We start from the raw sequence: 23,771 nt of genomic DNA on the forward strand, positions 1-23,771 counted from the left end.
CCGGACCGGGGGCGCGCGCCGCCGACCGGTGATCACGGGCGTGCTCCGGCGCTTATTCTGGGGGCGCTGGAAGCTGTGCCGCTGGACGAACCGGAGAGTGCCACCGATGCGCGTGTACGTGCCCACCACCCTGAACGGCCTGGCGGCGGCGCACCCGGGCGGCGCCCTGGAGCAGTCCGTGGCGTACGCCGTGACCCCCGCGCTGCGCGAGTGGTACGTCAGCGACGACATCGAGGAGCTGGAGTACGCGGCGCTGAACCGGGCCGCCCAGTCCTCGCTGCGGCTGCTGGCCGCGGAGCCGGACGCGCCGCGCCGCCGGGTGGTGGTGGCGCTCGACGTCGCCGACTCGGCGGTGAAGCCGTTCCCCGGTGACGAGTACCAGGACCAGGCCTCGCTCGGCCGGGTGGTGCTGGCCGGTCCGGTCCGGCTGGCGAAGGCGGCCGCGGTGCACGCGGACGTGGCCGACCAGGAGGTGGTCGCGGACGTCGAGGCGGCGGTGGCGGCCGTGGCGGCGGCCGACGCGGGTGACCAGGACGCCCAGTTCACCGTGGACGGCGCCGAGGACCACGACCTGCTCTGGTTCGCGACCCAGGAGATCCCCGCCCTGCTGGCCTGACCGGCGAGGGCCTGGCCGGGGGAGCCCCTGGGGCGAGCCCCGGCCTACCGGTGCGGCGGTGACCGGCGTTACCGTTCCCTGCGTGCGCACTCATATCGTCTGGGACTGGAACGGCACGCTCTTCCACGACATGGAGGCGGTGCTCGGCGCGAGCAACGCCGCGTTCGCGACCATCGGCATCGGGCCGATGACCATGGAGGAGTACCGCGAGCAGTACGAGATCCCGATCCCCCGCTTCTACCAGCGGCTGCTCGGCCGGATGCCCTCCGAGGCCGAGTGGCTACGGCTGGACGACGTGTTCCACGACCGGTACGTGGAGCTGAGCCCGGCCTGCGGCCTGACCGAGGGCGCGCTGGAGCTGCTGAGCGGCTGGCGGGAGGCCGGGCACAGCCAGTCGCTGCTGTCGATGTACAACCACGAGCGGCTGCTGCCGGTGGTCGACACGTTCGGCCTGACCGGCCAGTTCCTGCGGGTGGACGGCCGCAGCGGCCCGTCCGGCGGCCAGAAGGCGCAGCACCTGACCAGGCATCTGGCCGCGCTCGGGGAGCATGTGGACCCGGCCCGTACGGTGCTGATCGGCGACGCGGCGGACGACGCGCTGGCGGCGCTGGGCGTGGGTGCCCACGCGGTGCTGTACACGGGTGGCTCGCACACCCGGGCGAAGCTGGAGCCGGTCGGGGTGCCGGTGGTGGACAGCCTCGCGGAGGCGGTTGAGCTGGCCGGGCGGCTGGCCGGCTGAGGCGGGTCCGGCACCCGCGCGGGCCCGGTGCGGTGGGCGTGGCGTGAACCACGTCCACCGGTGGCGTGTCTGAGCGGGCGAACCGGCCCGTCCCTCGTCAGTCTGGATTGACGCCAGGTCAATCAGTACGACGAGCGGAGCCGCCATGCCCATCGACGCAGTCACCCAGGTCCCGACCCCGGGCAACGAGCCGGTGCGGGGCTACGCGCCCGGCAGCCCGGAGCGGGCCGGGCTGGTGCGCCGGCTGGACGAGCTGGCGGCCGAGCAGATCCCGCTGCCGATGACCATCGGCGGCGAGCAGCGGTTCGGCGGCGGCGAGCGGATCGACGTCGTCCAGCCGCACCACCACGCCGCCAAGCTCGGCGTGCTCGGCAACGCCACCCGGGAGGACGCCCGGGCCGCGGTGGACGCCGCGCTCGCCGCCGGGCGGCAGTGGCGTTCGCTCTCCTTCGACGACCGGGCGGCGGTCTTCCTGCGCGCCGCCGACCTGCTGGCCGGGCCCTGGCGGGACACCCTCAACGCGGCGACCATGCTGGGCCAGTCCAAGACCGTGCAGCAGGCCGAGATCGACTCCGCCTGCGAGCTGATCGACTTCTGGCGGTTCAACGTCGACTTCGCCCGCCGGATCCTGGCCGAGCAGCCGCTCTCCTCACCGGGGGTGTGGAACCGCACCGACCACCGCCCGCTGGAGGGCTTCGTCTACGCGATCACCCCGTTCAACTTCACCGCCATCGCGGGCAACCTGCCGACCGCGCCCGCGCTGATGGGCAACACCGTGGTCTGGAAGCCGGCCCCGACCCAGACGCTGGCCGCGTACTACCTGATGCGGCTGCTGGAGGCGGCCGGGCTGCCGCCCGGGGTGATCAACATGGTGACCGGTGACGGGCAGCAGCTCTCCCCGGTGGCGCTCACCGACCCGGCCCTCGCCGGTCTGCACTTCACCGGCTCCACCGCCACCTTCCAGTCGCTCTGGCAGACCATCGGCGCCAACATCGGCACCTACCGGACGTACCCGCGGATCGTCGGCGAGACCGGCGGCAAGGACTTCCTGCTCGCCCACCGCTCGGCCGACCCGGAGATCCTGAAGACCGCGCTGATCCGCGGCGCCTTCGAGTACCAGGGCCAGAAGTGCTCCGCGCTGTCCCGCGCCTACCTGCCGCGCAGCCTCTGGCAGAAGATCAAGGACGACTTCCTGGCCGAGGTGGACGCGCTGGCCGTCGGCGATGTCACCGACCTGTCCAACTTCATGGGCGCGCTGATCGACCAGCGGGCCTTCGACAAGAACCGCGACGCGATCGACCGGGCCAAGAGCGACCCGACCGTGGAGCTGGCGGCCGGCGGCCAGTACGACGACGCCATCGGCTGGTTCGTCCGCCCGACCGTGCTGGTCTCCTCCGACCACCGCAACGAGATGTTCCGGACCGAGTACTTCGGTCCGGTCCTCGCCGTCCACGTCTACGAGGACGCCCGCTGGGACGACGTCCTCAAGCGGGTCGACGGCGGCGCGCCGTACGGGCTGACCGGCGCGGTGATCGCCCAGGACCGCTACGCGATCGCCCGCGCGGTGGAGGAACTGCGCTTCACCGCGGGCAACTTCTACATCAACGACAAGCCGACCGGCGCGGTGGTCGGCCAGCAGCCGTTCGGTGGCGGCCGGGCCTCGGGCACCAACGACAAGGCGGGCGCCGCGCAGAACCTGCTGCGATGGACCTCGGCACGCTCCATCAAGGAGACCTTCGTCCCGCCGACCGCCCACGGCTACCCGCATATGGGCTGATGGCGAACATGACGGACCGGTTTGGACATGCTGTCCAGGACGGACGGATCTTCCTGCGGGTTTGCGCCTCCCTGTCCCCTGACACCTTCGTTTCAGCCCGTTAGGCTGGCTGGCGTCGTCGGGTGGTTCCGCAGGCCGAACGTCTCGTCCTACCCGCTGTAAAGGTGTTTCATGCGTGCCATGGAGGCCTTTCAGCCGGGTGGTGGGGCAGGATTGCGAGTGACCCGGCGGTGCGTGTCCATACACCACCGAGTCACGCAACGGCGCGCGACAGGAGCCAAGAAGTCATGCAGACCAAGCTGGACGCAGCCAAGGCCGAACTGCTCAAGAAGGCAGCAGCAGCCGCTGAGAACAGCCAGGTGGGGGGAGCGGCGCCGGGGGAGGGTCTGAGCAACGGCGCTCTGACCGCGTACCTGCACCACTACTACCTCCACACCGCGCCCGAGGACCTGGTCGACCGCGACCCGGTCGACGTGTACGGCGCGGCCGCCTCCCACTACCGCCTCGGTCTCAAGCGCCCCCAGGGCACCGCCGAGGTCCGGGTGCACACCCCCTCGGTGGAGGAGAACGGCTGGTCCTGCGGCCACACCGTGGTCGAGGTCGTCACCGACGACATGCCGTTCCTGGTCGACTCGGTCACCAACGAGCTCTCCCGCCAGGACCGCGCGATCCACGTCGTGATCCACCCGCAGCTCGTGGTCCGCCGTGACATCACCGGCAAGCTGCTGGAGATCCTCGACATCGACGCCTGCGCCCGCAGCCAGGCCGCCGGCACCGGGTGGCCCGCCGACGCGGTGGTCGAGTCGTGGATGCACATCGAGGTCGACCGCGAGACCGACCGCGAGGACCTGCGCGCGATCGAGGCCGACCTGCGCCGCGTGCTCGGCGACGTCCGCGAGGTCGTCGAGGACTGGTCCAAGATGCGCGACTCCGCGCTGCGGCTGGCCGACGAGCTGGCCGAGGAGCCCCCGACCGGGCTGCCCGAGCAGGAGGTCGGCGAGGCCTGGGAGCTGATGCGCTGGCTCGCCGACGACCACTTCACCTTCCTCGGCTACCGCGAGTACGACCTGGTCGAGCACGACGGCGAGGAGGTCCTGCGGGCCGTCGCCGGCACCGGCCTCGGCATCCTGCGCTCCGACCCGTTCACCCGCGACGAGGACCACCACCCGGTCAGCGAGGCCTTCGGCCGGCTCTCCGCGCCGGTGCGCGCCAAGGCCCACGAGAAGAAGCTGCTCGTCCTCACCAAGGCCAACAGCCGCGCCACCGTGCACCGCCCGTCCTACCTCGACTACGTCGGCGTGAAGAAGTTCGACGCCAACGGCGAGGTCATCGGCGAGCGCCGCTTCCTCGGCCTGTTCTCGGCCGCCGCGTACACCGAGTCGGTCAGCCGCATCCCGGTGGTGCGCCGCAAGGTCCAGGACGTCATCGCCAGCTCCGGCTTCTCCACCGAGAGCCACGACGGCCGCGACCTGCTGCAGATCCTGGAGACCTTCCCCCGGGACGAGATCTTCCAGACCCCGGCCGCCGAGCTGCTCCAGATCGCCACCAGCGTGCTCTACCTGCAGGAGCGCCGCCGGCTGCGGCTGTTCCTGCGCCAGGACGAGTACGGGCGCTACTTCTCCGCGATGGTCTACCTGCCGCGCGACCGCTACACCACCCGCATCCGGCTGCGCCTGATGGACATCCTGATGCAGGAGCTCAACGGCGCCTCGATCGACTACACGGTCTGGTCGACGGAGTCGGTGCTGACCCGGCTGCACTTCGTCGTCCGGGTCACCCCGGGCAGCGAACTGCCGCAGCTCACCGACGCCGAGATCGAGCGGATCGAGGGCAAGCTCGCCGAGGCCGCCCGCTTCTGGATGGACGGCTTCAACGACCAGCTGCACATCGAGCTGGGCGAGGAGAAGGCCGCCGAGCTCTCCCGCAAGTACGCCAACGCCTTCCCCGACGGCTACCGCGCCGACTTCACCGCGCGCACCGCCGTCGCCGACCTCAAGCAGATCGAGTCGCTGCACGGCGAGGGCGACTTCCGCCTCAACCTGTACCAGCCGGTCGGCGCGGGCGACGACGAGCGCCGCTTCAAGATCTACCGGGTCGGCGGCCCGATCTCGCTCACCGAGGTCCTGCCGGTCCTCCAGCGGCTGGGCGTCGAGGTGCTCGACGAGCACCCGTACGCGCTGACCCGCTCGGACCACACCACCGCCTGGGTCTACGACTTCGGCCTGCGGCTGCGCGAGGCCGTCGAGCTGACCGACGAGGCTCGCGAGCGCTTCCAGGAGACCTTCGCCGCCACCTGGACCGGCCTGGCCGAGAACGACGGCTTCAACGAGCTGGTCCTCACCGCCGGGCTGACCTGGCGCCAGGCGATGATGCTGCGCGCGTACGCCAAGTACCTGCGCCAGGCGGGTTCCACGTTCTCCCAGGACTACATGGAGGACGCGCTCCGCAACAACACCCACACCACCCGCCTGCTGGTGAACCTCTTCGAGGCCCGGCTGAGCCCCAGCCACCAGCAGGGCTCCGCCGAGCTGACCGAGGGCATCCTGGAGGAGCTGTCCGGCGCGCTGGACGAGGTCGTCTCGCTGGACGAGGACCGCATCCTGCGCTCCTTCCTGCACCTCATCAAGGCCACCCTGCGCACCAACTTCTTCCAGCACGCCGGTGAGCACGGCGAGTGGCACGCGTACGTGTCGATGAAGTTCGACCCGAAGGCCATCCCGGACCTGCCGGCCCCGCGCCCGGCGTTCGAGATCTGGGTGTACTCGCCGCAGGTCGAGGGCGTGCACCTGCGCTTCGGCAAGGTCGCCCGCGGCGGCCTGCGCTGGTCCGACCGGCGTGAGGACTTCCGGACCGAGATCCTCGGCCTGGTCAAGGCGCAGATGGTGAAGAACACCGTCATCGTGCCGGTCGGCGCCAAGGGCGGCTTCGTCGCCAAGCAGCTGCCGGACCCGTCGGTGGACCGGGACGCCTGGATGGCCGAGGGCATCTCGTCCTACAAGACGTTCATCTCGGCGCTGCTGGATGTCACCGACAACCTGGTCGGCGGCGAGGTCGTCCACCCGGCCGACGTGGTCCGCCACGACGAGGACGACACCTACCTGGTCGTCGCCGCCGACAAGGGCACCGCGAGCTTCTCCGACATCGCCAACGGCGTCGCGGAGTCGTACGGCTTCTGGCTGGGCGACGCGTTCGCCTCCGGCGGCTCGGCCGGCTACGACCACAAGGGCATGGGCATCACCGCCCGCGGCGCCTGGGAGTCGGTCAAGCGCAACTTCCGCGAGCTCGGCGTCGACACCCAGACCGAGGACTTCACCGTCGTCGGCATCGGCGACATGTCCGGCGACGTCTTCGGCAACGGCATGCTGCTCAGTGAGCACATCCGCCTGGTCGCCGCCTTCGACCACCGGCACATCTTCCTCGACCCGAACCCGGACGCGGCCGCCTCGTACGCCGAGCGCCGCCGCCTCTTCGAGCTGCCGCGCAGCTCCTGGGACGACTACGACAAGTCGCTGATCTCGGCGGGCGGCGGCGTCTTCCCGCGCAGCGCCAAGTCGATCCAGCTCAGCCCGCAGGCCCGGGCCGTGCTGGGCATCGAGCAGTCCCGGCTCACCCCGGCCGAGCTGATGAAGGCCGTGCTGCAGGCGCCCGTCGACCTGTTCTGGAACGGCGGCATCGGCACCTACGTCAAGGCCTCGGCCGAGACCAACGCCGAGGTCGGCGACAAGGCCAACGACTCCATCCGGGTCAACGGCGAGCAGGTCCGCGCCCGGGTCGTCGGCGAGGGCGGCAACCTCGGCTGCACCCAGCTCGGCCGCATCGAGTACGCCGCGTCCGGCGGGCCCGCGGGCACCGGCGGCTGGATCGACACCGACGCCATCGACAACTCGGCCGGCGTGGACACCTCGGACCACGAGGTCAACATCAAGATCCTGCTCAACCAGGTCGTCGCCGACGGCGACATGACGGTCAAGCAGCGGAACGCGCTGCTCGCCGAGATGACCGACGAGGTCGGCCGCCTGGTGCTGCGCAACAACTACGCGCAGAACGTGGTGCTGGCCAACGCCGTCGCCCAGGCGACCAGTATGGTCAACGTCCACTCCCGGATGATCAACCGGCTGGAGCGCCAGGGCCAGCTCGACCGGGCCCTGGAGTTCCTGCCCGCCGAGCGCCAGATCCGCGAGCGCCAGCAGAGCGGCCGCGGCCTGTCGCAGCCCGAGATGGCCGTCCTGCTCGCCTACACCAAGATCACCCTGGCCGAGGAGCTGCTCGCCACCGAGCTGCCCGACGACCCGTTCTTCCGCACCGCGCTGCACGAGTACTTCCCCAGCGCGCTGCGGGCCCGGTTCGCCGAGGCGATCGACAACCACGCGCTGCGCCGCGAGATCATCACCACGCTGATCGTCAACGACACGATCAACCGCGGCGGCTGCACCTTCGCCTTCAGGCTGAAGGAGGAGACCGGCGCCACGTACGAGGAGATCGCCCGCACGCACACCGCCGCGCGCGCCGTCTTCGGCCTGGAGGAGATCTGGTCCGAGATCGAGGGCCTGGACAACCAGGTCTCCGCTCACGCCCAGACCAAGATGCGGCTGCACTCGCGGCGCCTCGTCGAGCGCGCCACCCGGTGGATGCTCAACAACCGCCGCCAGCCGCTCGACATCGCCGGCACCATCGAGTTCTTCCACGACCGGGTCAACCAGGTCTGGGGCGCGCTGCCCAAGCCGCTCCGCGGCGACGACCTGGCCTGGTACGAGTCCGTCTACAACGAGCTCGTCGGAGCCGGCGTGCCGGAGGCGCTCGCCACCCGGGTCGCGGGTCTCTCCTCGACCTTCCCGACCCTGGACATCACCGAGGTCGCGGACCGTTCCGGCAAGGACGTCGCCGAGGTCGCCGAGCTCTACTACGACCTCGCCGACCGCCTCCAGATCACCCACCTGCTCGACCGCATCATCGAACTGCCGCGCACCGACCGCTGGTCGTCGATGGCCCGGGCCGCCATCCGCGAGGACCTCTTCGCGGCCCACGCGGCGCTGGCCGCCGACATCCTGGCCTGCGGCCCCGAGGGCGCCACCCCCGAGGAGCGCTACAGCGCCTGGGCGGAGCTCAACGGCACGCTGCTGAACCGGGCGAAGAGCACCCTCGACGACATAAGGGGTTCGGACAACTACGAGCTGTCCAGCCTGTCGGTGGCCATGCGCGTCATCCGCACCCTGCTCCGCACGGGTTCGATGCGCTGACGGAACCGGTGGAACGGCGGGCCCGCGTCTTCGGACGCGGGCCCGCCGCCGTATGCGGGGCCCTGGCGGCCGGAGGCGGCGGCGGAGCCGGGGCCGCAGGGTGATCGCGCGACCACCCTGCGCGTGAACCGGTTCGTGGCCTGGGTGTGACGTGCGGGTTGACGCCGTGTCACAATGTTCGGCATTTCTCTGCCGGGGTGGCGGCAGGGGGCGGAGTTTTGCCCCAACTGCCCTGTTTGACAGCTGTTCTGGCATGCCGGGAGTTGCAGTAGGCTAACTCCGCGATAGGCGTTGCCGCAGGTCTCGTACCGGAAGAGCTCCACCGACGTGATGAAACAACAGGTGTCTTTCGAAGGGGCTAGGCCGCCAGTCCCATTCGCGCAGGGCGGTCCGGAGCCGTTCCTGACGCGATGCCACCTGAAGAGAGTTTCATGACGTCATTTGTGCAGGAACCCTTTTTCTGGGTCTTTATCGTGGTGGTGCTCGCAGCCGTCGGGGCCGCCCTCCAGGCCCGCAGGACGAACCTCGCCCTGCGTAGGAGAAACGTTTCCCTAGAGGAGGCGAGCTCCCTGGCGCAGCGTCAGCGCGACGACCTGAGCGCACTGAACGCACGTCTGCAGGGCCAGTACGCGGCCGAGCTGGCGGAGGTCCGCCGGGACGCCGAGGAGGACACCAAGGCCGTCCTCAAGGCGGCGATGCGGACGCTGCAGGGCCTGGCCGACGAGCAGCAGATCGTCATCGAGAAGGTGCAGCGGAAGTACGGCAACAGCCCGCAGATCCTGGCCGACCTGATGCTGGTCGACCACGCGAACAGCCAGTTCGGCCGTCGCTCCCAGGGCATCGCGGTGCTCTGCGGCGGCTGGCTGGGCCGCAGGGAGAGCGTCGCCTCGGTCTACGACGTGGCCCGCAGCGCCCAGGGCCGGATCCGGCACTTCGACCGGGTGCGGATCCACTCCCGGGTCAGCGTCTCGCTCGCCAGCAAGGTGGTCGAGCCGGTCGCCGTCGTGCTGGCCGAGCTGCTGGCCAACGCCACCAACTACTCCGCCCCGGACACCCCGGTGGAGATCAGCGTCCAGGCCGTCCCGACCGGCGTCTGCCTGATCATCGACGACGCGGGCCTCGGGATGGGGCAGGAGGAGAAGGACCGCGCGGCCGCGCTGCTGAACCCGGGCGCGCCGATCAGCCTCACCAGCCTGGGCAACCCCCCGAAGTTCGGCTTCGCCGTCTCCGGCATGCTGGCCGCCCGCTACGGCTTCCGCGTCTCCGTCGACTCGGTCTCCCCGTACGGCGGCGTGCGGGCCGTGGTGCTCCTGCCGACCGAGCTGCTCAGCAGCGAGGTCGCGCCCATGGCGGCCCCCGAGCGCGGCGAGTACCAGGGCGAGCCCGCGGAGCAGCCCCTGCCGGTCCGGGGTCAGGCCCCCGGGCAGCGGCTCGCATCGTTGCCCGAGCCGGCCCCGGCCACCCTCGCCCCGGTCGCCCCGGCCACCCTGTCCCCGGTCGCCGCGGCCCCGGAGCCGGCGGAACCGGAGATGACGGCGGACGGACGGCTGCCCCGGCGCCGCCGCCAGCGCACCGTCTCGGTGGTCCCGCACCCGCAGGACTCCGGCCGCGTCGACGAGCCGGTGCGGACCACCGGCCAGGAGACGGCGTCCCGCCTCGGCGCGTTCCAGCGCGGGACGCTCTCCGGGCGCAACACCATGACCACGGAAGGAACCGAGAACCAGTGAGCCCTGATCTGTCCTGGGTGCTCAACGATGTACTCCAGGTGCCCGGTGCCCGGCACGCCATTCTGGTCTCCGCCGACGGCCTCCTGCTCGAACGGTCCAGCGGGATCGGCCGTGACGAGGCGGAGACCAACGCCGCCGCGATGAGCTCGATGCAGTCGCTGAGCCGGGCGGTCGCCCCGTTCGTCGGCGGCAGTGGCGGGACCTGGCGCCAGACCCTCCTGGAGTACGACCACGGCTGGATCTTCCTGATCGCGGCCGGCAGCGGAGCCTACCTCGCGGCCTCCACCGCCTCCGACGTCGACATGGAGGCGATGTCCTTCCGGATGCAGCAGCAGGTGGGCGCGCTCGGCCGGGCGATGACCGCGGCGCCGCGCCAGAGTACGCACAGCGGGTCATGACGGTGCCCGGCGAGGAGCAGCGGGTGGCCGGCGGTTTCATACGCTCCTATGTCATCACCGGCGGCCGTGAGTTACCGAGTGCGGACGATCTCTCCCTGATCACCCTGGTCACCGTCGCTCCCGAGCAGGAACTCCCGGCCCTGCCGAGCCCGGAGACCGTGGCGATCTGGGAACTGTGTTCCGGCGGCTACCTCTCGGTGGCGGAGGTCTCGGCCCGTCTGGGGCTGCCGGTGGGGGTGGTGAGGCTGCTGCTGACGGACCTGATCCGCGAGGGACGGCTGCTGCGCCGGGCGACCCCGCCGCCGGCCCAGGCCCCGGATCCGAGACTCCTAGAGAAGGTACTGCATGGACTTCAACGCCGGTTCGCCTGAGGACATCTACGTCCCGGGCGCGGTGACGACCGCTGTCAAAATCCTGGTCGTGGGGCACTTCGCGGTCGGCAAGACCACGCTGATCGGCGCCCTGTCGGAGATCGCCCCGCTGAGCACCGAGGAGAAGATGACGCAGGCGTCCACCCGCGTCGACGACCTCCGGGGGGTGCCGGACAAGAAGACCACGACCGTCGCCCTGGACTTCGGCCGGCTGACGCTCGGCGACGACCTGGTGCTGTACCTGTTCGGCACGCCGGGCCAGCAGCGCTTCATGCAGCTCTGGGAGGACATGGCGCGGGGGGCGCTGGGCGCGCTGCTGCTGGCCGACCCGACCCGCCTCTCGGACACGTTCCCGGTCATCGACCTGATCGAGCAGTACGGCCTGGAGTACGCCGTGGCGGTCAACAGCTTCGACCGGCAGAGCGACTACACCGAGGACGAACTGCGCGAGGCGCTCGACCTGCTGCCGCACACGCCGGTGGTGTTCTGCGACGCGCGGGACCAGCGGTCGTCGGCCGACGCCCTGCTGACCCTCGTTCGGCACCTGCTCGAACGCGCCTCCTGACCTTCTCCTCCCGCCACCGTCCCCCGGGGCCGCACCCGCCCGGGGCCACTTCCAAGGAACGACCCATGGAATCTCCGCAGCGACCCGCCCCGCAGTCGCCTCCCCCGGGCTGCCCGATGCACGGTGGGCGCACACCGCTGTACGGGGAGATGTTCTCGTCCGACCCCGGCGTGGTCTACGACCAGCTGCGCGCCCACGGTCCCGCCGCCCCGGTGGAGCTGTCCCCGGGCGTGGAGGCCACCCTGGTCACCTCGCACGAGGCCGCCCTGCGGGTGCTGCAGAACCCGGGGCTGTTCGCCCGGGACTCCCGGCGATGGGCGGCGCTGAACGAAGGACGGGTGCCGCTGGACAGCCCCGTCCTGCCGATGATGTTCTACCGGCCCAACTGCCTCTTCACGGACGGCACCGAGCACCTGCGGCTCCGCAAGGCCGTCATCGAGAGCCTGGAGCGGCTCAACGACAACCGGCTCAACCGGCACGTCGAGCGGATCGCCGGCTACCTGATCGACCAGTTCAGCCCGCTGGGCCGGGCCGACCTGCTCAACGACTACGCCAAGCTGCTGCCGCTGCTGCTGTTCAACCAGCTCTTCGGCTGCCCGGCCGACATCGGCGACCGGCTGACCCGCAGCATGTCCGCGCTCTTCGACGGCCTGGACGTGATCCAGGCCAACGAGGAGCTGAACGCCTGCCTGATGGACCTGGTCGCGCTGAAGCGCCGTCAGCCGGGCGACGACATCACCTCGTGGCTCGTCCAGCACCCGGCCGGCCTGCGCGACGAGGAGCTCAAGGACCAGCTGGTCATGCTGATGGGCGCCGGCGTCGAGCCCGAGCGCAACCTGATAGGCAACGCGCTGCTCCTGCTGCTGTCCGGTGAGAACGCGGACGGCGGCTCCGGTCTGCGCATCGAGGACGCCCTCGACGACGTGCTGTGGAACAACCCGCCGATCGCCAACTACGCGACGCACTTCCCGATGCAGGACGTCGAGGTGGGCGGGGTCCGGATGGCCGCGGACAGCCCGGTGGTGATCAGCTTCGCCGCCGCCAACAGCGACCCCGTGCTGACGGACGCCCGGCTGACCCTCAGCAAGGGCGCCCACCTGGCCTGGGGCGCCGGCCCGCACGCCTGCCCGGCCAAGTCCCCGGCCCAGCTGATCGCCCTGACCGCGATCGAGTGCCTGCTCAACGCGCTCCCGGACGTCACGCTCGCCGTGCCCGCGCAGAGCCTGGAGTGGCGGCCGGGCCCCTTCCAGCGCGGACTGGTCTCGCTGCCGGTGCGGTTCAGCCCGACGTCCGCCCGTACCCCGGGGCCGGGCACGGGCGCCGCCCCGAACGGGCCGGCCGCCTGGCCGACCGCCGCCCCCGAGACGCCGCACCAGCAGGCCGCCGCACCCGCCGCCGGCCGGGCCCCGGGCAAGCACAAGGGGTGGTGGAGCTCCTTCCTGGACGTCTTCCGGCTCTGACCGGGGGCCGGATTCCGGGCAACCGCCGTGAGGCGAACGGAATCCGGCGCCTCCGGAGCACGTGACGGGAGCAACACGGATCGACGCTTGAGCGCGCTGGGGCTGGGTAGATCGCCGCCGTACTGCCCGCCCGTGCAAGGAGCCCCGTGTGACCGCCATGTTGGAAGCCCGCCCCGGGAACCCGGAGTGCCGCGCTGGAACCGTCGACCGCCGCGCCGCGGTGCCGCTGCTGCGGCGGCTGCGGTCGGCCGAGGGGCTCGCCTGCCCGGTCCCGGTCTACGACGAGCTGCGGGCGATGGGCGATCTCGTCCCGGCGCCCTGGGGCGGGTACCTCGTCACCGGCTACGACGCGTGCAACCAGGTCCTGCGCGGCAGGACCTGGCTCGTCCCCGACTTCGCCTGGCAGGAGCGGCAGACCGACAGCGAGCGCTGGCACGCCGTCGCCACCCAGGAGATGAGCGGGACCCTCTCCCGGCTCAACGCCCCCGACCACACCCGGCAGCGGCACAGCCTCGGGAACCTCTTCGACCGGCAGACCATCCAGGCCATGGCGCCGCACATCGAGGCCGACGTCGCCGGGTTGCTCGACCGCCTGGCCGAGCGAATACGTGTGGACGGTGAGGCGGACCTGGCCGCCGTGGTCAGCGAGCGGCTGCCGATCAACACCGTCGGGCGCTGGCTGGACATCGCGCCGGAGGACTACGCGCACATCCTGGAGATGACCCACAACCAGGTGCACGCCCAGGAACTCCTGCCCACCAAGAGCCAGCTGGCGATCTCCGAGGCGGCGACCCTCCAGCTGCGCCGGTACTTCAACGGCCTCGTCCGGGAGCGCCGCGACAACCCGGGCGACGACGTGATCTCCGGCTGGATCCGCACCTGGGACGCGCTGGAGTCCGACCGCGAGGCCACCGACCGGATCATCTACCAGCTCACCATGTTCGTCACCATCGCCTCACTGGAGACCACGGCGACGCTGCTCTCCTCGCTGGTGTGGTCGCTGCTCCGGTCCCCCGGCTCGTGGGACTGGCTGCGGGCCCGGCCGGAGCACATCGACGACGCGATCGAGGAGGCGCTGCGCTACGATCCGCCGATCCGCCTCAACAGCCGCGTCGCGGGCGAGGACACCGTGCTGTCCGGGGTGCTCGTCCCCAAGGACACCATGGTCCACGTGATGTACGGCGCGGCCAACCACGATCCGCGCCGCAACCCGGACCCGCACACCTTCGACATCCTCCGCAAGGGCTCCCACATCGCCTTCGGCGGCGGCGCCCACTACTGCCTCGGCGCGGGTCTGGCCAGGCTGGAGGCGCGCACCCTGCTCGGCCAGTTGCTGGAGCGCTTCCCGACCCTGCGGGCGGTGAGCCCTCCCGAGTACGCGCCCCGGATGGTCTTCCATCGGGTGACGTCCCTGAGAGTTGCCGCATGAACGTTTCTCCGCACGCGGCTCAGCACCCCCCGTACACGCAGCACCCCCCGTACCCCTCGCACCCTCCGGCGTTCGGGGCCTGGTATCCGCAGCCCGGTGCCGCCCCCGTCCCGGTGGCGCCCCGTACGGTCCGCGCCGAACTCCAGGGGCCGGTGCTGTACGTCGAGCTGGACAGCCCCGAGACCGGAAACGCCGTCACCTCGGCCATGCTGGACGAACTCCTCGCCCTCCTCGCCGCACCGGACCCGGCGGTACGCGTCGTCGTCCTGTCCGGCGCCGGCCCGGACTTCTGCCTCGGCGGCGACCGCGAAGAGCTCGGCGCCACCCTCGGCGAGGACCCCACCGGCGGCGGCATCCGGAGCTACGGCAGCAAGGCCCGCCGGGTCTGCGAGGCCATCACCAACAGCCCCGCCGTCACCATCGCGCGGGTCCAGGGCCGGGCGATCGGCGCCGGCTTCGCCCTGGCCCTCGCCTGCGATCTGCGGGTCGGTGCCGACACCGCCGGCTTCCGGCTGCCCGAACTCGCCCTCGGCCTGCCCGTCGCCTGGGGCGGTCTGCTGCCCCGGCTCCTCCACGAGGTCGGCGCGGCCCGCGCCCGCGAGATCATCTTCACCGGCCGCCCGGTCGGTGCCGCGGAGGCCCACGGCCTCTCCATCCTGCAGCGGGTCGTCCCCGAGCAGGACCTGGACCAGGCCGTGGCCGAGTGGGCCAGGCCCATCGCGCGCCGCCCCGAAGCCGCCCTGCGGGTCACCAAGACCCTGCTCAACTCCCATGCGGCGGCGACCCGGCTGGCCGACACCTCCGTCCTCGACGCCGAGCTGATGGCCTCGGTCCTCGCCGCCGCGCACTACACCCGCGGGCTCGCCACCGCGCCCCCGACCGCCTGACCCACCGTCGCTTCCGCTTCGCTCCGCGTCCTTGTGCGAGCGGAGACCGACCACTCGCGTGGTGACGGACGAGGGCGGGGCCGTGGTGACCACCGCGGCCCCGCCCTCGGGCGTATCGGGCGGAGGAGACCGAACCCTTCACCGCCGACGCCTGGTCGGCGTTGGCCGCGGGGGCCGTGCCGGGGAGTTGTCCGGAGGCTGCTGACGCGCCACGGCTTCGTTTCGCGCGCCCCCGGCCGGCGGTGGCCGGGGGCGCGCCTTGGGCGGGCGAACGAGGGTGGGTTGGGCAGTGGTTCAGCGCACTGACGCCTTGTCGGCACGGCCCGTTCGTATGCGTGAACCCGGTGGAGGCCGGCCGCCCGGGTTCGGTACGGTGGCCTGCGGAAAGAGGGGGGAAGATCACCTTGGGGAAGACGCGCACCAGGCGCATGGCGGGAACCGTACTGTCCGTGGCGCTGGTCGTCACGGGGGCGGCGGCCTGCGACTCCGACGGAAACGAGAACAAGGCGGCGGCGAAGGCCGCGCCCACCACCACGGCCGTCCCGGAGGTGTTCGGCGCCGGGGGCTACCGGGGCCTGGCCCTCGGGATGGCGAAGGACGTGGCGCTGGCGACCGGCGCGCTGGAGACGGCACCGGTGTCGCTGCTCAACGGCTGCACCGACTTCGCGTTCAAGGGCGGCCCGGCGCCGGACCAGGCCCGGTTGGCGGCCGAGGCGGCCGTCCAGGCGAGGTTCGCGGAAGCGGACGCCAATGAGCAGACGGCGAAGCGCGCCGTGGGTACGGTGGAGCCGCTGCCGCCCAACGCGTCCGTGGAGCAGCTCAAGGAGCGCGCCGACCGGATGGTGGCCCAGGTCGAGCGGATGAAGGCCGCTCAGACGACGCTCGACCAGCTGAGCAAGGCCGCTGACGAGCTGAAGGCGGCGAAGGCGACCCGGGACAAGGCGTTCCTGACCACCGGCCGGGTGCAGTTCGGCCTGGACGGTCTGCGCGAGCTGGCCGCCCCGGCAGAGGCCCGAACCGCCGAGGGGCTCGGGGCCGGCTCGACGCTGGACGACCTCAAGCGGGTGTACGGCGACAAGGGCCTGGAGCTGGGAAAGACCGGCAGGTACGAGATGCCGGCCGAGGGTGCCCAGGCAGCCAAGGGCTGGAAGTACGAGTTCACCGTCGAGGGGGAGAAGGTCGGCGGCATGTCGCTGGTCAACCGGAGCGCGTACTGCTCCTGAGCGGCCGAGCGGGAAAGCGGTTCTGCCCCGGCCTCGGCCGGGGCAGAACCGTTTCTGTCTGGCACCGTGCCTTCGGGAACCCCCGGGCCGGTGCGGACAGGTGGGAGTGTGGAGCTGTCACTGCGGGGTCGGTTGCGAAGTGGGGACCAGTGGGCTTTCAGGGAGGTGTTCGACGAGGCGGCGGGGGACCTGTACCGGTACGCGGTGCGGGTGTCGGGGGACTGGGCGGTGGCCGAGGACGTCGTCCAGTTGACGTTCCTGGAAGCGTGGCGGCTGCGCGGCACCCTGCGCGAGGAAGGCGGCCCGGTCCGGCCCTGGCTGTTCGGGATCACGGCGAACGTGCTGCGCAACACCGCCCGGGCGGCCCGGCGGCACCGTGAGGCGTTGGCGCGGATGCCGGCCCGGGAGGTGGTGCCGGACTTCGCCGACGAGTTGGTGGGCCGACTCGACGACGGCGCGCAGCTCGCGGCGGCGAAGCGGGCGCTGCGCAGGCTCCGGAAGGCGGAGCGGGACGTCTTCACGCTCTGCGTCTGGGCGGGGCTGGACTACGTGAGCGCCGCGGAGGCGCTGGGGGTGCCGGTCGGCACGGTGCGTTCGCGGCTCTCGCGCGCCCGCGTCAGGCTGCGCGCGCTGGCGGACGAGGAACTGTGCGGTGGGCGGGAACCCGATGCGGGTGGCGGACAGGTACCGGGTGGCCGCGCTGACGTGGCCCGGTCGATACGGGAGACGAACCGATGAACGAGGACGAACGCGTCGAGCTGGTCCGGCTGCTGCCGCCGCCCGCGCGGCCCGAGCTCTCCGCCGACCGCCACCGGCTGTTGAGGGGACATCTGATGAGCGAGCTGCGGGAACAACCGGTCCGCGTGCGGCGCGGCCGGCCCGGCCGGGTGGTCGTGCCCGCCCTGGCGGGCGGCCTGGCGCTGGCGCTGGTGCTGACCGGCGGGGGATCCGCCAGTGGACCGGACCGATCGCAGGCACCGCAGGCAACGCAGGCCCAGCCGTCGGCCGGGTCCGCCCCGCTGAACGCGGCGCCGGTCGCGGCGGTACGGCTGCTGAACCAGGCGGCGGACGCGGCGGACCGGGCGCAGGACACCACCCCGAGAGGGGACCAGTTCGTCTATGTGAAGAGCGTCCAGACGTACCCCTCGACCGACGAGGCGACCGGCGAGGCGACGAAGGGCACGCCGCAGAACCGGGAGATCTGGCGCTCCGTCGACGGCAGCCGCTGGGGCCTGCTGGTCATGGACGGCCAGCGGCGGCCCACCGGGCAGGACCTGAAGGACCCGCACGCGCGGCCGGACGAGCCCGCGCCGCACCCGCTGGGCGGTGGCTGGCTGGAGCCGACGCCAGGCAACACCGGACCGAGTGGCTACGCCTACGCCGCCGCGCTGCCGACCGACCCGGACCAGCTGCTGGCGAAGCTCAAGGCGGACACCAAGGGGCAGGGGCCGGGCCCGGACCAGGAGGCCTTCGCCACCATCGGTGACATCCTGCGCGAGCAGCTGGTGCCGTCGCCGGTGCGGGCGGCCCTCTACCGGGCCGCCGCGCGGATCCCCGGGGTCACCGTGGTGGACGAGGTGACCGACGCGGTCGGTCGGCAGGGTGTCGCGGTCGCTCGGCTGGACTCCCGGGGGGTGGTCGAGACGCAGTGGATCTTCGACCGGAGCAGCTTCGAGTTCCTTGGTGAGCGCACGGTGGCGGTCAAGGACGACGGCTCCTGGAGGAAGGGGGAGGTCACCGGACAGACAACGATCCTCGGCCGGGCGGTGGTCGACCAGGTGGGCGACCGGCCGTAGCGGGCCCGGCAGAGCGCTGTGGGGCCCGGTGGAAGCGGGCCCCACAGCCGTTTTACCGCCCGGCCGCCCGCTGGAGGGCGCTGGCCAGCAGGGCGAGGTCGGTCGGGCCGTTGCCCAGTTCGCGGACCGGGCGGCGGGCCGGCGGGGCGCCGAGCTGGAGCGGGTCGATGGCGACGACGGTGGGGCGCAGGGTCGCGGTGCGGGGGATCCGGCCGCTGATCCGGGCGGTCTGGAAGGCGGTGACGCCGCCGTCGGGCAGCCGGAGGTAGCCGCGGCCGGGGGTGTCCTCGCCGAGGGCGGCGGCGTCGCCGAGATGGATGAGCAGGTCGGAGTCGGCGGGGTCGTCCGTGCGCAGGGCGATCCGGAGCAGGGCGGCCTCGTCGACCTCGGTGCCGGCGCTCTCCTCGGGGCGGCCGGTGGTGACGGCGAGGTGGATGCCGAGCGGGCCGCCGCGCCGGGCGATGGCGGCCAGGGCGCGGGCGAGCGGGCGGCCGGCGGGTGAGGTGGGGGCGAGCAGGGCGTCGTAGTCGTCCACCACCACGACCAGCCGGGCGGGGGCCGGTCCGGCCGGGGCGGCGGCCGGCCGGGGGGTGTCGCCGCTGCGCGGCTGGACGACCCTGGGGGCGCTGGGGTGTCCGCCCGCTCCGACCGCGGCGGGCACCGGCACCTCGGGCCGGTCCGCGTCCAGGCCCTGCTCCCCGTCGAGAATGCGGGCCGCCTGCCAGGAGGCGAAGTCCAGCCCGTCGAAGAGCCGCTCGCGCAGCGCCAGTTCGTCCTGCAGGGCCTCCGCGGTGAGCAGTGCCTGCCGGGGTTCGTCGGCGGCGTTGACCCGGCCGGTGACGTGCGGCAGTTCGGTGCAGCCGTCCAGACCGCCGTCGCCCTCGGCCGCCCGGCCCTCGACGATCGTCACGGTGAGCCGCTCGGGCCGCTCGGAGACCGCCAGCGAGGCGACCAGGGTCCGCAGCAGTTCCGTCTTGCCGCTGCCCCGGGCGCCGCCGATGAGCAGGTGCGGGCCGCCCGGGTCGGGGGAGGGGACAGTGAGCTCGGGGTCGGCGAGGTCGAGGGTGCAGAGCTCGTCACGGGTGGTGCCGAGCAGTGCGACGGCCGCGCCGATGCCTCCGGCGTGGGCGTCCCAGCGGGCGGAGAGCTTGGCGGGGGTGACGGTGTCGAGCTGGAGCAGGTCGAGCAGGCGCAGCGCGTCGGGCAGTGGCCCGCGGGCGGCGGGCACGGCCTCGCGCAGCGGGGCGAGGACCCGGGCCAGCCGCTCGGCCCAGGCGTCGGAGACGGCGTCCAGCGAGACCTCGTGCAGGGTCTCGCGGCCGCGGGCGACCGGCCGGTCGATGGAGAGCTGGGTGCCGACCTCGCCGGTGATCAGGGCGGTGGCGCCGAGGCCGCGCGGCAGCAGCTCGGGCTGCTCGGCGAGGCAGATCGGGAAGATGCCGACGGCGGGGCCCTGGCGCAGCAGCAGGTCGAGCGCCTGGCGGGCGGCCGCGGTGGCTGGGCGGCCGTCGACCACGACCACGGTGGCGGGGTGTCCGCCGAGGCCGGTCGGGCCGGTGAGGCGGGCGGTGAGTTCGGTGAGGCGGGCGGTGGCCTGGTCGTCGTCGAGGCCGAGCAGCAGCCGGCAGTCCTGGCCGTCGGCGGGGCGCAGGTGGGGCAGCCAGAGGGCCCAGGCCCAGGTGTCGACGCGGTCCTGCGCGGGCCGGGCGGGGTCGGCGTCGACCACGACCAGGCTGAGGCCGGTGGGCGGGTGCAGCGCGGCGAGCTGGGCGACGACGGCCCTGGTGAGGGCGTCGAGGCGCTCGCGCGGGCCGCTGAGGCCGAGGCTGCCGGCGGTCTGGAGGTCGAGGGTGACGGGGACGGCGGGCAGCATAGTGCCGGGCGAGGTGCCCGCCCCGCCGGGCCGGTCGGCGGTGCCCAGGCGCAGGGTGAGCGCGTCGGGGTGGCCGGGGCCGCGCTCCCAGAGGCGGGGGCCGGGACCGAGCGCGTTGAGCAGCACGGTGGCGAGGTCGGGCCAGCGTTCGCGCTGGGCGGCGGCCTGCCGGACGCGGACGGCGGCGTGGTGGCGCTCGGCGCTCTCCTGGCCGGGCGGTTCGACGGTGCGGCCGAGGCGCAGCGAGAGCAGGCCCCTGGTGCGGCCGGCGGCGGGCTCCGGGGCGGCGGGTGGTTCGAACACGGGCGGGGCGTGCCTGACCGGGGCGGGCGCGGCGAGCTGGAGGTGGCCGTGGCCGTCGGGGAGCGCCGCGCGGGCGGGCGCCCCTGAGGCGTCCCCGAGATCCGGCACGGTGATCTGGAGGGTGGACTCGCCGATCCGCAGCAGGGCGCCGCCGTCGAGCGGGACGGCCTCCTCGGGCGGGCCGGGCGGCACGAGCCGGCCGTCCAGGGCGGTGCCGTTGGTGGAGCCGAGGTCGCGGACGGTGACCCGGCCGTCGTCGGTGAGGTGCAGGGCGAGGTGCAGCCGGGAGACGTCCGGGTCGTCGAGCGGGACGTCGGCCTCGCCGGAGCGGCCGACCCGGATCTCCCGGCCGTGCAGGCGGTGCACGCCGCCGGCGTCGGGGCCGCCGACGACCCGCAGCTCGGCGGCGGCGGGCCCGTCGTCGGGGTCGTCGGCGGTCGGGTCGGGCTCGTTGAGGCTGAGGACGGCGCCGTCGAGCAGCGGGGGGTGGCCGAGCAGGGTGTGCTCGTCGACCCGGTGCGCCCCGGCGTACAGGTGCACATGGGTGGCGGCCCGTGGGCCGCGCACGCCCACGGCGCCCGCGAGGGCGCCCGCGAGCGAGCCGAGCGCGGTGCCGACGGGCGCGGTGACCAGCACGTCCACGTAGGGGATGGCGGAGCCGGCGGCGGCCGGGCCGCTGCGCGGTCGGAGGACGGTCAGCCGGATCTGCATCTCGCCCGCGGGTCCCTTCTGCTGGTGTGACGCTTGGTACCGCTGCCTCGTGCCACCGCGGAGGCTGCCGGGGCAGTCGCGACGACCCTTGGGCCACAAGAGTGGCGAGTGTCATCCTGCCATCCGTCACGGACAGTCCGCGCACGGTACCGGATTTGACGATCTTGCGATCATCGCCATGGTGGAGGCGACGGAGGGTCAGGTCAACCGCCCCGGGGGCGGCCGTCCGCCCCGACCTCGGGAGGAACCCCGGCGGGTACCCGGGGAGGAACCCCGGCGAGTACCCGGGGGAAGGCCTCGGCGAGGCCCGTCCGTACCGCGGGGAGGAGGCCTGAGGGGCACCCGGGGTCATCCCCTAGGGGATGACCCCCAGGGCCGCCCGGATGCCCTCGCCGGTCGCCTCAGAAACGTGAACGGACACCGTTAGAGTGGCCCGGACACGGGCCCGGCAGGCTCACCGCACCGGCGGAGGAGCGCCCCGCGCGGGCGGCACGGCGAGGAGTGCGACAGGTGCGGCCAGTCGGCAGCAAGTATCTGCTTGAGGAGACCCTCGGACGGGGGGCCACCGGCACCGTCTGGCGGGGCCGGGTGCGCGCGGATGTCGCGGTGCCCGGCAGTGAGCCCGGGCAGTCGGTGGCGATCAAGGTGCTGCGCGAGGAGCTGGCGGCCGACCCGGACGTGGTGATGCGCTTCCTGCGCGAGCGCTCGCTGCTGCTGCGGCTGACCCACCCCAATATCGTCAAGGTCCGCGACCTGGTCGTCGAGGGCGAGCTGCTGGCCCTGGTGATGGACCTGATCGACGGCCCCGACCTGGCCCGCTACCTGCGCGGCAACGGCCCGTTCAGCCCGATCGCCGGCGCCCTGCTGATGGCCCAGGTGGCCGACGCGCTGGCGGCCAGCCACGCCGACGGCGTGGTCCACCGCGACCTCAAGCCCGCCAACGTGCTGCTCGCCTCCACGGTCGTGGACGGCACCGAGCAGATGCACCCGATGCTGACCGACTTCGGCATCGCCCGGCTCGCCGACTCCCCGGGCATCACCCGCACCCACGAGTTCGTCGGCACGCCGGCGTACGTCGCGCCGGAGTCCGCCGAGGGCCGTCCGCAGACCTCCGCGGTGGACGTCTACGGCGCCGGGATCATGCTGTACGAGCTGGTCACCGGCCGGCAGCCGTTCCAGGGCGACGGCCCGCTGGCGGTCCTCCAGGCGCACCTCGCCCAGGAGCCGCAGCGCCCGGCCAACCTGCCCGAGCCGCTCTGGACGGTGATCGAGCGCTGTCTGCGCAAGGACCCGGCGCAGCGGCCGGGCGCGGTCTCGCTGGCCCGCGCGCTGCGGGTGGTCGCGGCGGGCGTCGGCGTGCACGCCTCCCCGGCCGCGGTGGACGCCGCGCTCGCGGTCGGCGCGCTGCTGCTGCCCGACCCGCAGCCGGCCGCGGTGCCGACGGCGGCCCCCGGAGGCCTCGGCGGTCCCACCGGCCCCGGCGGCCCGATGGCCGGCCTGCCCGGCGCCGAGGACCGGACCCAGGTGCTGCCGGCCGGTCCGCCCGGCCAGCAGTACGACCCGGCGGCCGCGACCCGCCTCATGGGCACCCAGCCGCCGCCCGCCGCCCCGTACGGCGCCGCGGACCGCACCCAGGTGATGCCGCCGACCGCCGGTCCGCCGGTCCCGCCCGGCCCGCCGCAGCCCGAGGCGCCGCACCCGTGGCAGACCCAGCTGCGCGCCGCGCGCGACCGCAACCAGCAGACCGAGGTCGGTTACTTCGACCCGGCGGAGTTCGAGGCCCCGCCGGTGGCCCCGCCGCCGTACCAGGCCGGCGGGCCCGGCCGTCCGCAGGGCTACCAGCAGCAGCCGCCCCCGCCCGGCTACGGGCAGGACCCGCGCCGCCAGGGCCCGCCGCCGCCGCCCGGCTACGCCCAGCGCCCGCCGGTGGCCCCGCCGCCGTACCAGGCGCCCGGTGGCGGCCGCCCGCAGCCGCCCGGTGGCTACAACCAGCCCCCGCACGGCCACCAGCAGGCCCCGCAGGGGTACGGCCAGGGGCAGGGCCGCCCCGGGCAGCCCCCGGCCGGCCCGCAGGGCGGCTACCCGCAGCCGGCCCCGCCGGCCGTCCCGCGCCGGGCCGAGCCGCCGGCGCCCCAGCACCGCGAGCCCCCGCAGCACCGTGAGCCCCCGCAGCGCCGGGAGCCCCCGCAGCGCCGGGAGGCGCCGCCGCGCGAGCCGGCCCGCCGGGAGCCCGCGCCCGCCCGTGAGCCGCGTCCGCGCAGCCGCAACCGGATGTACATCCCGGGCCTCGGCTGCTTCAAGGGCTGCCTGATGGTGCTGCTGGTGCTGGCCGTCGCGGCGCTGGCGCTGTGGAACTTCACGCCGCTGCCGCAGTACTGGACCAACGTCCAGGACTGGTTCAGCGGCGCGAGCGACTGGGTGGGCAACCTGGTCGGCAGTTCGAAGAACTGACCGGGGACGGGCGCCGGGGCGCCGGACGCGGCCGCGGGACCGCGCCGGGCCCGGCCGCCCGGTCGAACACCCCGCCCCGGCGGCAACATTGACGCTTTGTCGACAATTCACAAGATTTCTCGCCCGCCGCTGCCTGTCCGGCGCCCTCAGGCGACCCGGGAAGGGTGTTCGGGCGCGTAGGTTGGTCGCTGTTGTCCCGCCCCACCGA

General features: G+C 73.3%; 16 protein-coding genes. 15 read left to right on the forward strand and 1 reads right to left on the reverse strand.

Translation table 11 applies throughout. The features are described 5' to 3' along the window. Positions 1-106: 106 nt before the first annotated feature. The 14 genes from ACIO5D_RS19780 (at position 107) to ACIO5D_RS19845 (ending at position 18,225) form a co-directional block, all read left to right on the forward strand. Positions 107-616, forward strand: a complete 510-nt coding sequence (locus ACIO5D_RS19780) for a DUF6912 family protein (RefSeq protein WP_363611606.1) — start codon at positions 107-109, stop codon at positions 614-616. An 82-nt stretch (positions 617-698) separates the two neighbouring features. Further along, entirely contained in the window at positions 699-1,355 is a 657-nt protein-coding gene (locus ACIO5D_RS19785; RefSeq protein ID WP_363611607.1) for an HAD family hydrolase, read from the forward strand. A 151-nt stretch (positions 1,356-1,506) separates the two neighbouring features. Further along, positions 1,507-3,132: an L-glutamate gamma-semialdehyde dehydrogenase gene (pruA, locus tag ACIO5D_RS19790; protein WP_363611665.1), complete on the forward strand. Its 1,626-nt coding sequence runs from the start codon at positions 1,507-1,509 to the stop codon at positions 3,130-3,132. A 287-nt stretch (positions 3,133-3,419) separates the two neighbouring features. Continuing rightward, positions 3,420-8,369, forward strand: a complete 4,950-nt coding sequence (locus tag ACIO5D_RS19795) for an NAD-glutamate dehydrogenase (RefSeq protein ID WP_400796708.1) — start codon at positions 3,420-3,422, stop codon at positions 8,367-8,369. 431 nt (positions 8,370-8,800) lie between these two features. Further along, positions 8,801-10,096: an ATP-binding protein gene (locus ACIO5D_RS19800; protein ID WP_363611611.1), complete on the forward strand. Its 1,296-nt coding sequence runs from the start codon at positions 8,801-8,803 to the stop codon at positions 10,094-10,096. Then, positions 10,093-10,494, forward strand: a complete 402-nt coding sequence (locus tag ACIO5D_RS19805; RefSeq protein WP_363611613.1) for a roadblock/LC7 domain-containing protein — start codon at positions 10,093-10,095, stop codon at positions 10,492-10,494. The genes ACIO5D_RS19800 and ACIO5D_RS19805 overlap by 4 nt, the downstream gene beginning before the upstream one ends. After that, a complete protein-coding gene (locus tag ACIO5D_RS19810; protein ID WP_363611615.1) occupies positions 10,491-10,865 on the forward strand; it encodes a DUF742 domain-containing protein in 375 nt (124 codons plus the stop codon). The genes ACIO5D_RS19805 and ACIO5D_RS19810 overlap by 4 nt, the downstream gene beginning before the upstream one ends. Continuing rightward, a complete protein-coding gene (locus tag ACIO5D_RS19815) occupies positions 10,840-11,430 on the forward strand; it encodes an ATP/GTP-binding protein (protein ID WP_363611617.1) in 591 nt (196 codons plus the stop codon). The genes ACIO5D_RS19810 and ACIO5D_RS19815 overlap by 26 nt, the downstream gene beginning before the upstream one ends. Positions 11,431-11,495: 65 nt before the next feature. Then, positions 11,496-12,890 (forward strand): cytochrome P450, encoded by a 1,395-nt coding sequence (locus ACIO5D_RS19820; protein ID WP_400762131.1) that lies wholly within the window; start codon positions 11,496-11,498, stop codon positions 12,888-12,890. Between the two features lie 295 nt (positions 12,891-13,185). Further along, positions 13,186-14,319, forward strand: coding sequence for a cytochrome P450 (locus tag ACIO5D_RS19825; protein WP_363611667.1), 1,134 nt, complete (start codon positions 13,186-13,188; stop codon positions 14,317-14,319). After that, on the forward strand, positions 14,316-15,206 hold the full coding sequence (locus ACIO5D_RS19830; protein ID WP_363611621.1) for an enoyl-CoA hydratase/isomerase family protein: 891 nt from the start codon (positions 14,316-14,318) through the stop codon (positions 15,204-15,206). Before ACIO5D_RS19825 ends, ACIO5D_RS19830 begins: the two co-directional genes overlap by 4 nt. Positions 15,207-15,634: 428 nt before the next feature. Further along, complete coding sequence (locus ACIO5D_RS19835; protein WP_400796711.1) at positions 15,635-16,429, forward strand: hypothetical protein; 795 nt, start codon at positions 15,635-15,637, stop codon at positions 16,427-16,429. 120 nt (positions 16,430-16,549) lie between these two features. Next, positions 16,550-17,167, forward strand: coding sequence for an RNA polymerase sigma factor (locus tag ACIO5D_RS19840; RefSeq protein ID WP_400658983.1), 618 nt, complete (start codon positions 16,550-16,552; stop codon positions 17,165-17,167). Further along, entirely contained in the window at positions 17,164-18,225 is a 1,062-nt protein-coding gene (locus ACIO5D_RS19845) for a CU044_5270 family protein (RefSeq protein WP_400796714.1), read from the forward strand. The genes ACIO5D_RS19840 and ACIO5D_RS19845 overlap by 4 nt, the downstream gene beginning before the upstream one ends. Positions 18,226-18,277: 52 nt before the next feature. Here the strand turns inward: ACIO5D_RS19845 and ACIO5D_RS19850 are convergent, their stop codons facing one another. After that, complete coding sequence (locus ACIO5D_RS19850) at positions 18,278-21,112, reverse strand: FtsK/SpoIIIE domain-containing protein (protein WP_400796717.1); 2,835 nt, start codon at positions 21,110-21,112, stop codon at positions 18,278-18,280. 510 nt (positions 21,113-21,622) lie between these two features. Between ACIO5D_RS19850 and ACIO5D_RS19855 the strand changes: the two genes are divergently transcribed. Next, positions 21,623-23,563, forward strand: coding sequence for a protein kinase (locus ACIO5D_RS19855; RefSeq protein ID WP_400796720.1), 1,941 nt, complete (start codon positions 21,623-21,625; stop codon positions 23,561-23,563). Positions 23,564-23,771: the final 208 nt, after the last annotated feature.

Origin of the sequence: Kitasatospora sp. NPDC087315 (assembly GCF_044744345.1) — a bacterium.
Classification (GTDB): Bacteria; Actinomycetota; Actinomycetes; order Streptomycetales; family Streptomycetaceae; genus Kitasatospora.

Coding starts and splice junctions, on each gene's coding strand:
- ACIO5D_RS19780 (WP_363611606.1), top strand. CDS start 107: ATGCGCGTGTACGTGCCCACCACCCTGAACGGCCTGGCGGCGGCGCAC.
- ACIO5D_RS19795 (WP_400796708.1), top strand. CDS start 3,420: ATGCAGACCAAGCTGGACGCAGCCAAGGCCGAACTGCTCAAGAAGGCA.
- ACIO5D_RS19800 (WP_363611611.1), top strand. CDS start 8,801: ATGACGTCATTTGTGCAGGAACCCTTTTTCTGGGTCTTTATCGTGGTG.
- ACIO5D_RS19810 (WP_363611615.1), top strand. CDS start 10,491: ATGACGGTGCCCGGCGAGGAGCAGCGGGTGGCCGGCGGTTTCATACGC.
- ACIO5D_RS19815 (WP_363611617.1), top strand. CDS start 10,840: ATGGACTTCAACGCCGGTTCGCCTGAGGACATCTACGTCCCGGGCGCG.
- ACIO5D_RS19820 (WP_400762131.1), top strand. CDS start 11,496: ATGGAATCTCCGCAGCGACCCGCCCCGCAGTCGCCTCCCCCGGGCTGC.
- ACIO5D_RS19825 (WP_363611667.1), top strand. CDS start 13,186: ATGGGCGATCTCGTCCCGGCGCCCTGGGGCGGGTACCTCGTCACCGGC.
- ACIO5D_RS19830 (WP_363611621.1), top strand. CDS start 14,316: ATGAACGTTTCTCCGCACGCGGCTCAGCACCCCCCGTACACGCAGCAC.
- ACIO5D_RS19835 (WP_400796711.1), top strand. CDS start 15,635: ATGGCGGGAACCGTACTGTCCGTGGCGCTGGTCGTCACGGGGGCGGCG.
- ACIO5D_RS19845 (WP_400796714.1), top strand. CDS start 17,164: ATGAACGAGGACGAACGCGTCGAGCTGGTCCGGCTGCTGCCGCCGCCC.
- ACIO5D_RS19850 (WP_400796717.1), bottom strand. CDS start 21,112: ATGCAGATCCGGCTGACCGTCCTCCGACCGCGCAGCGGCCCGGCCGCC.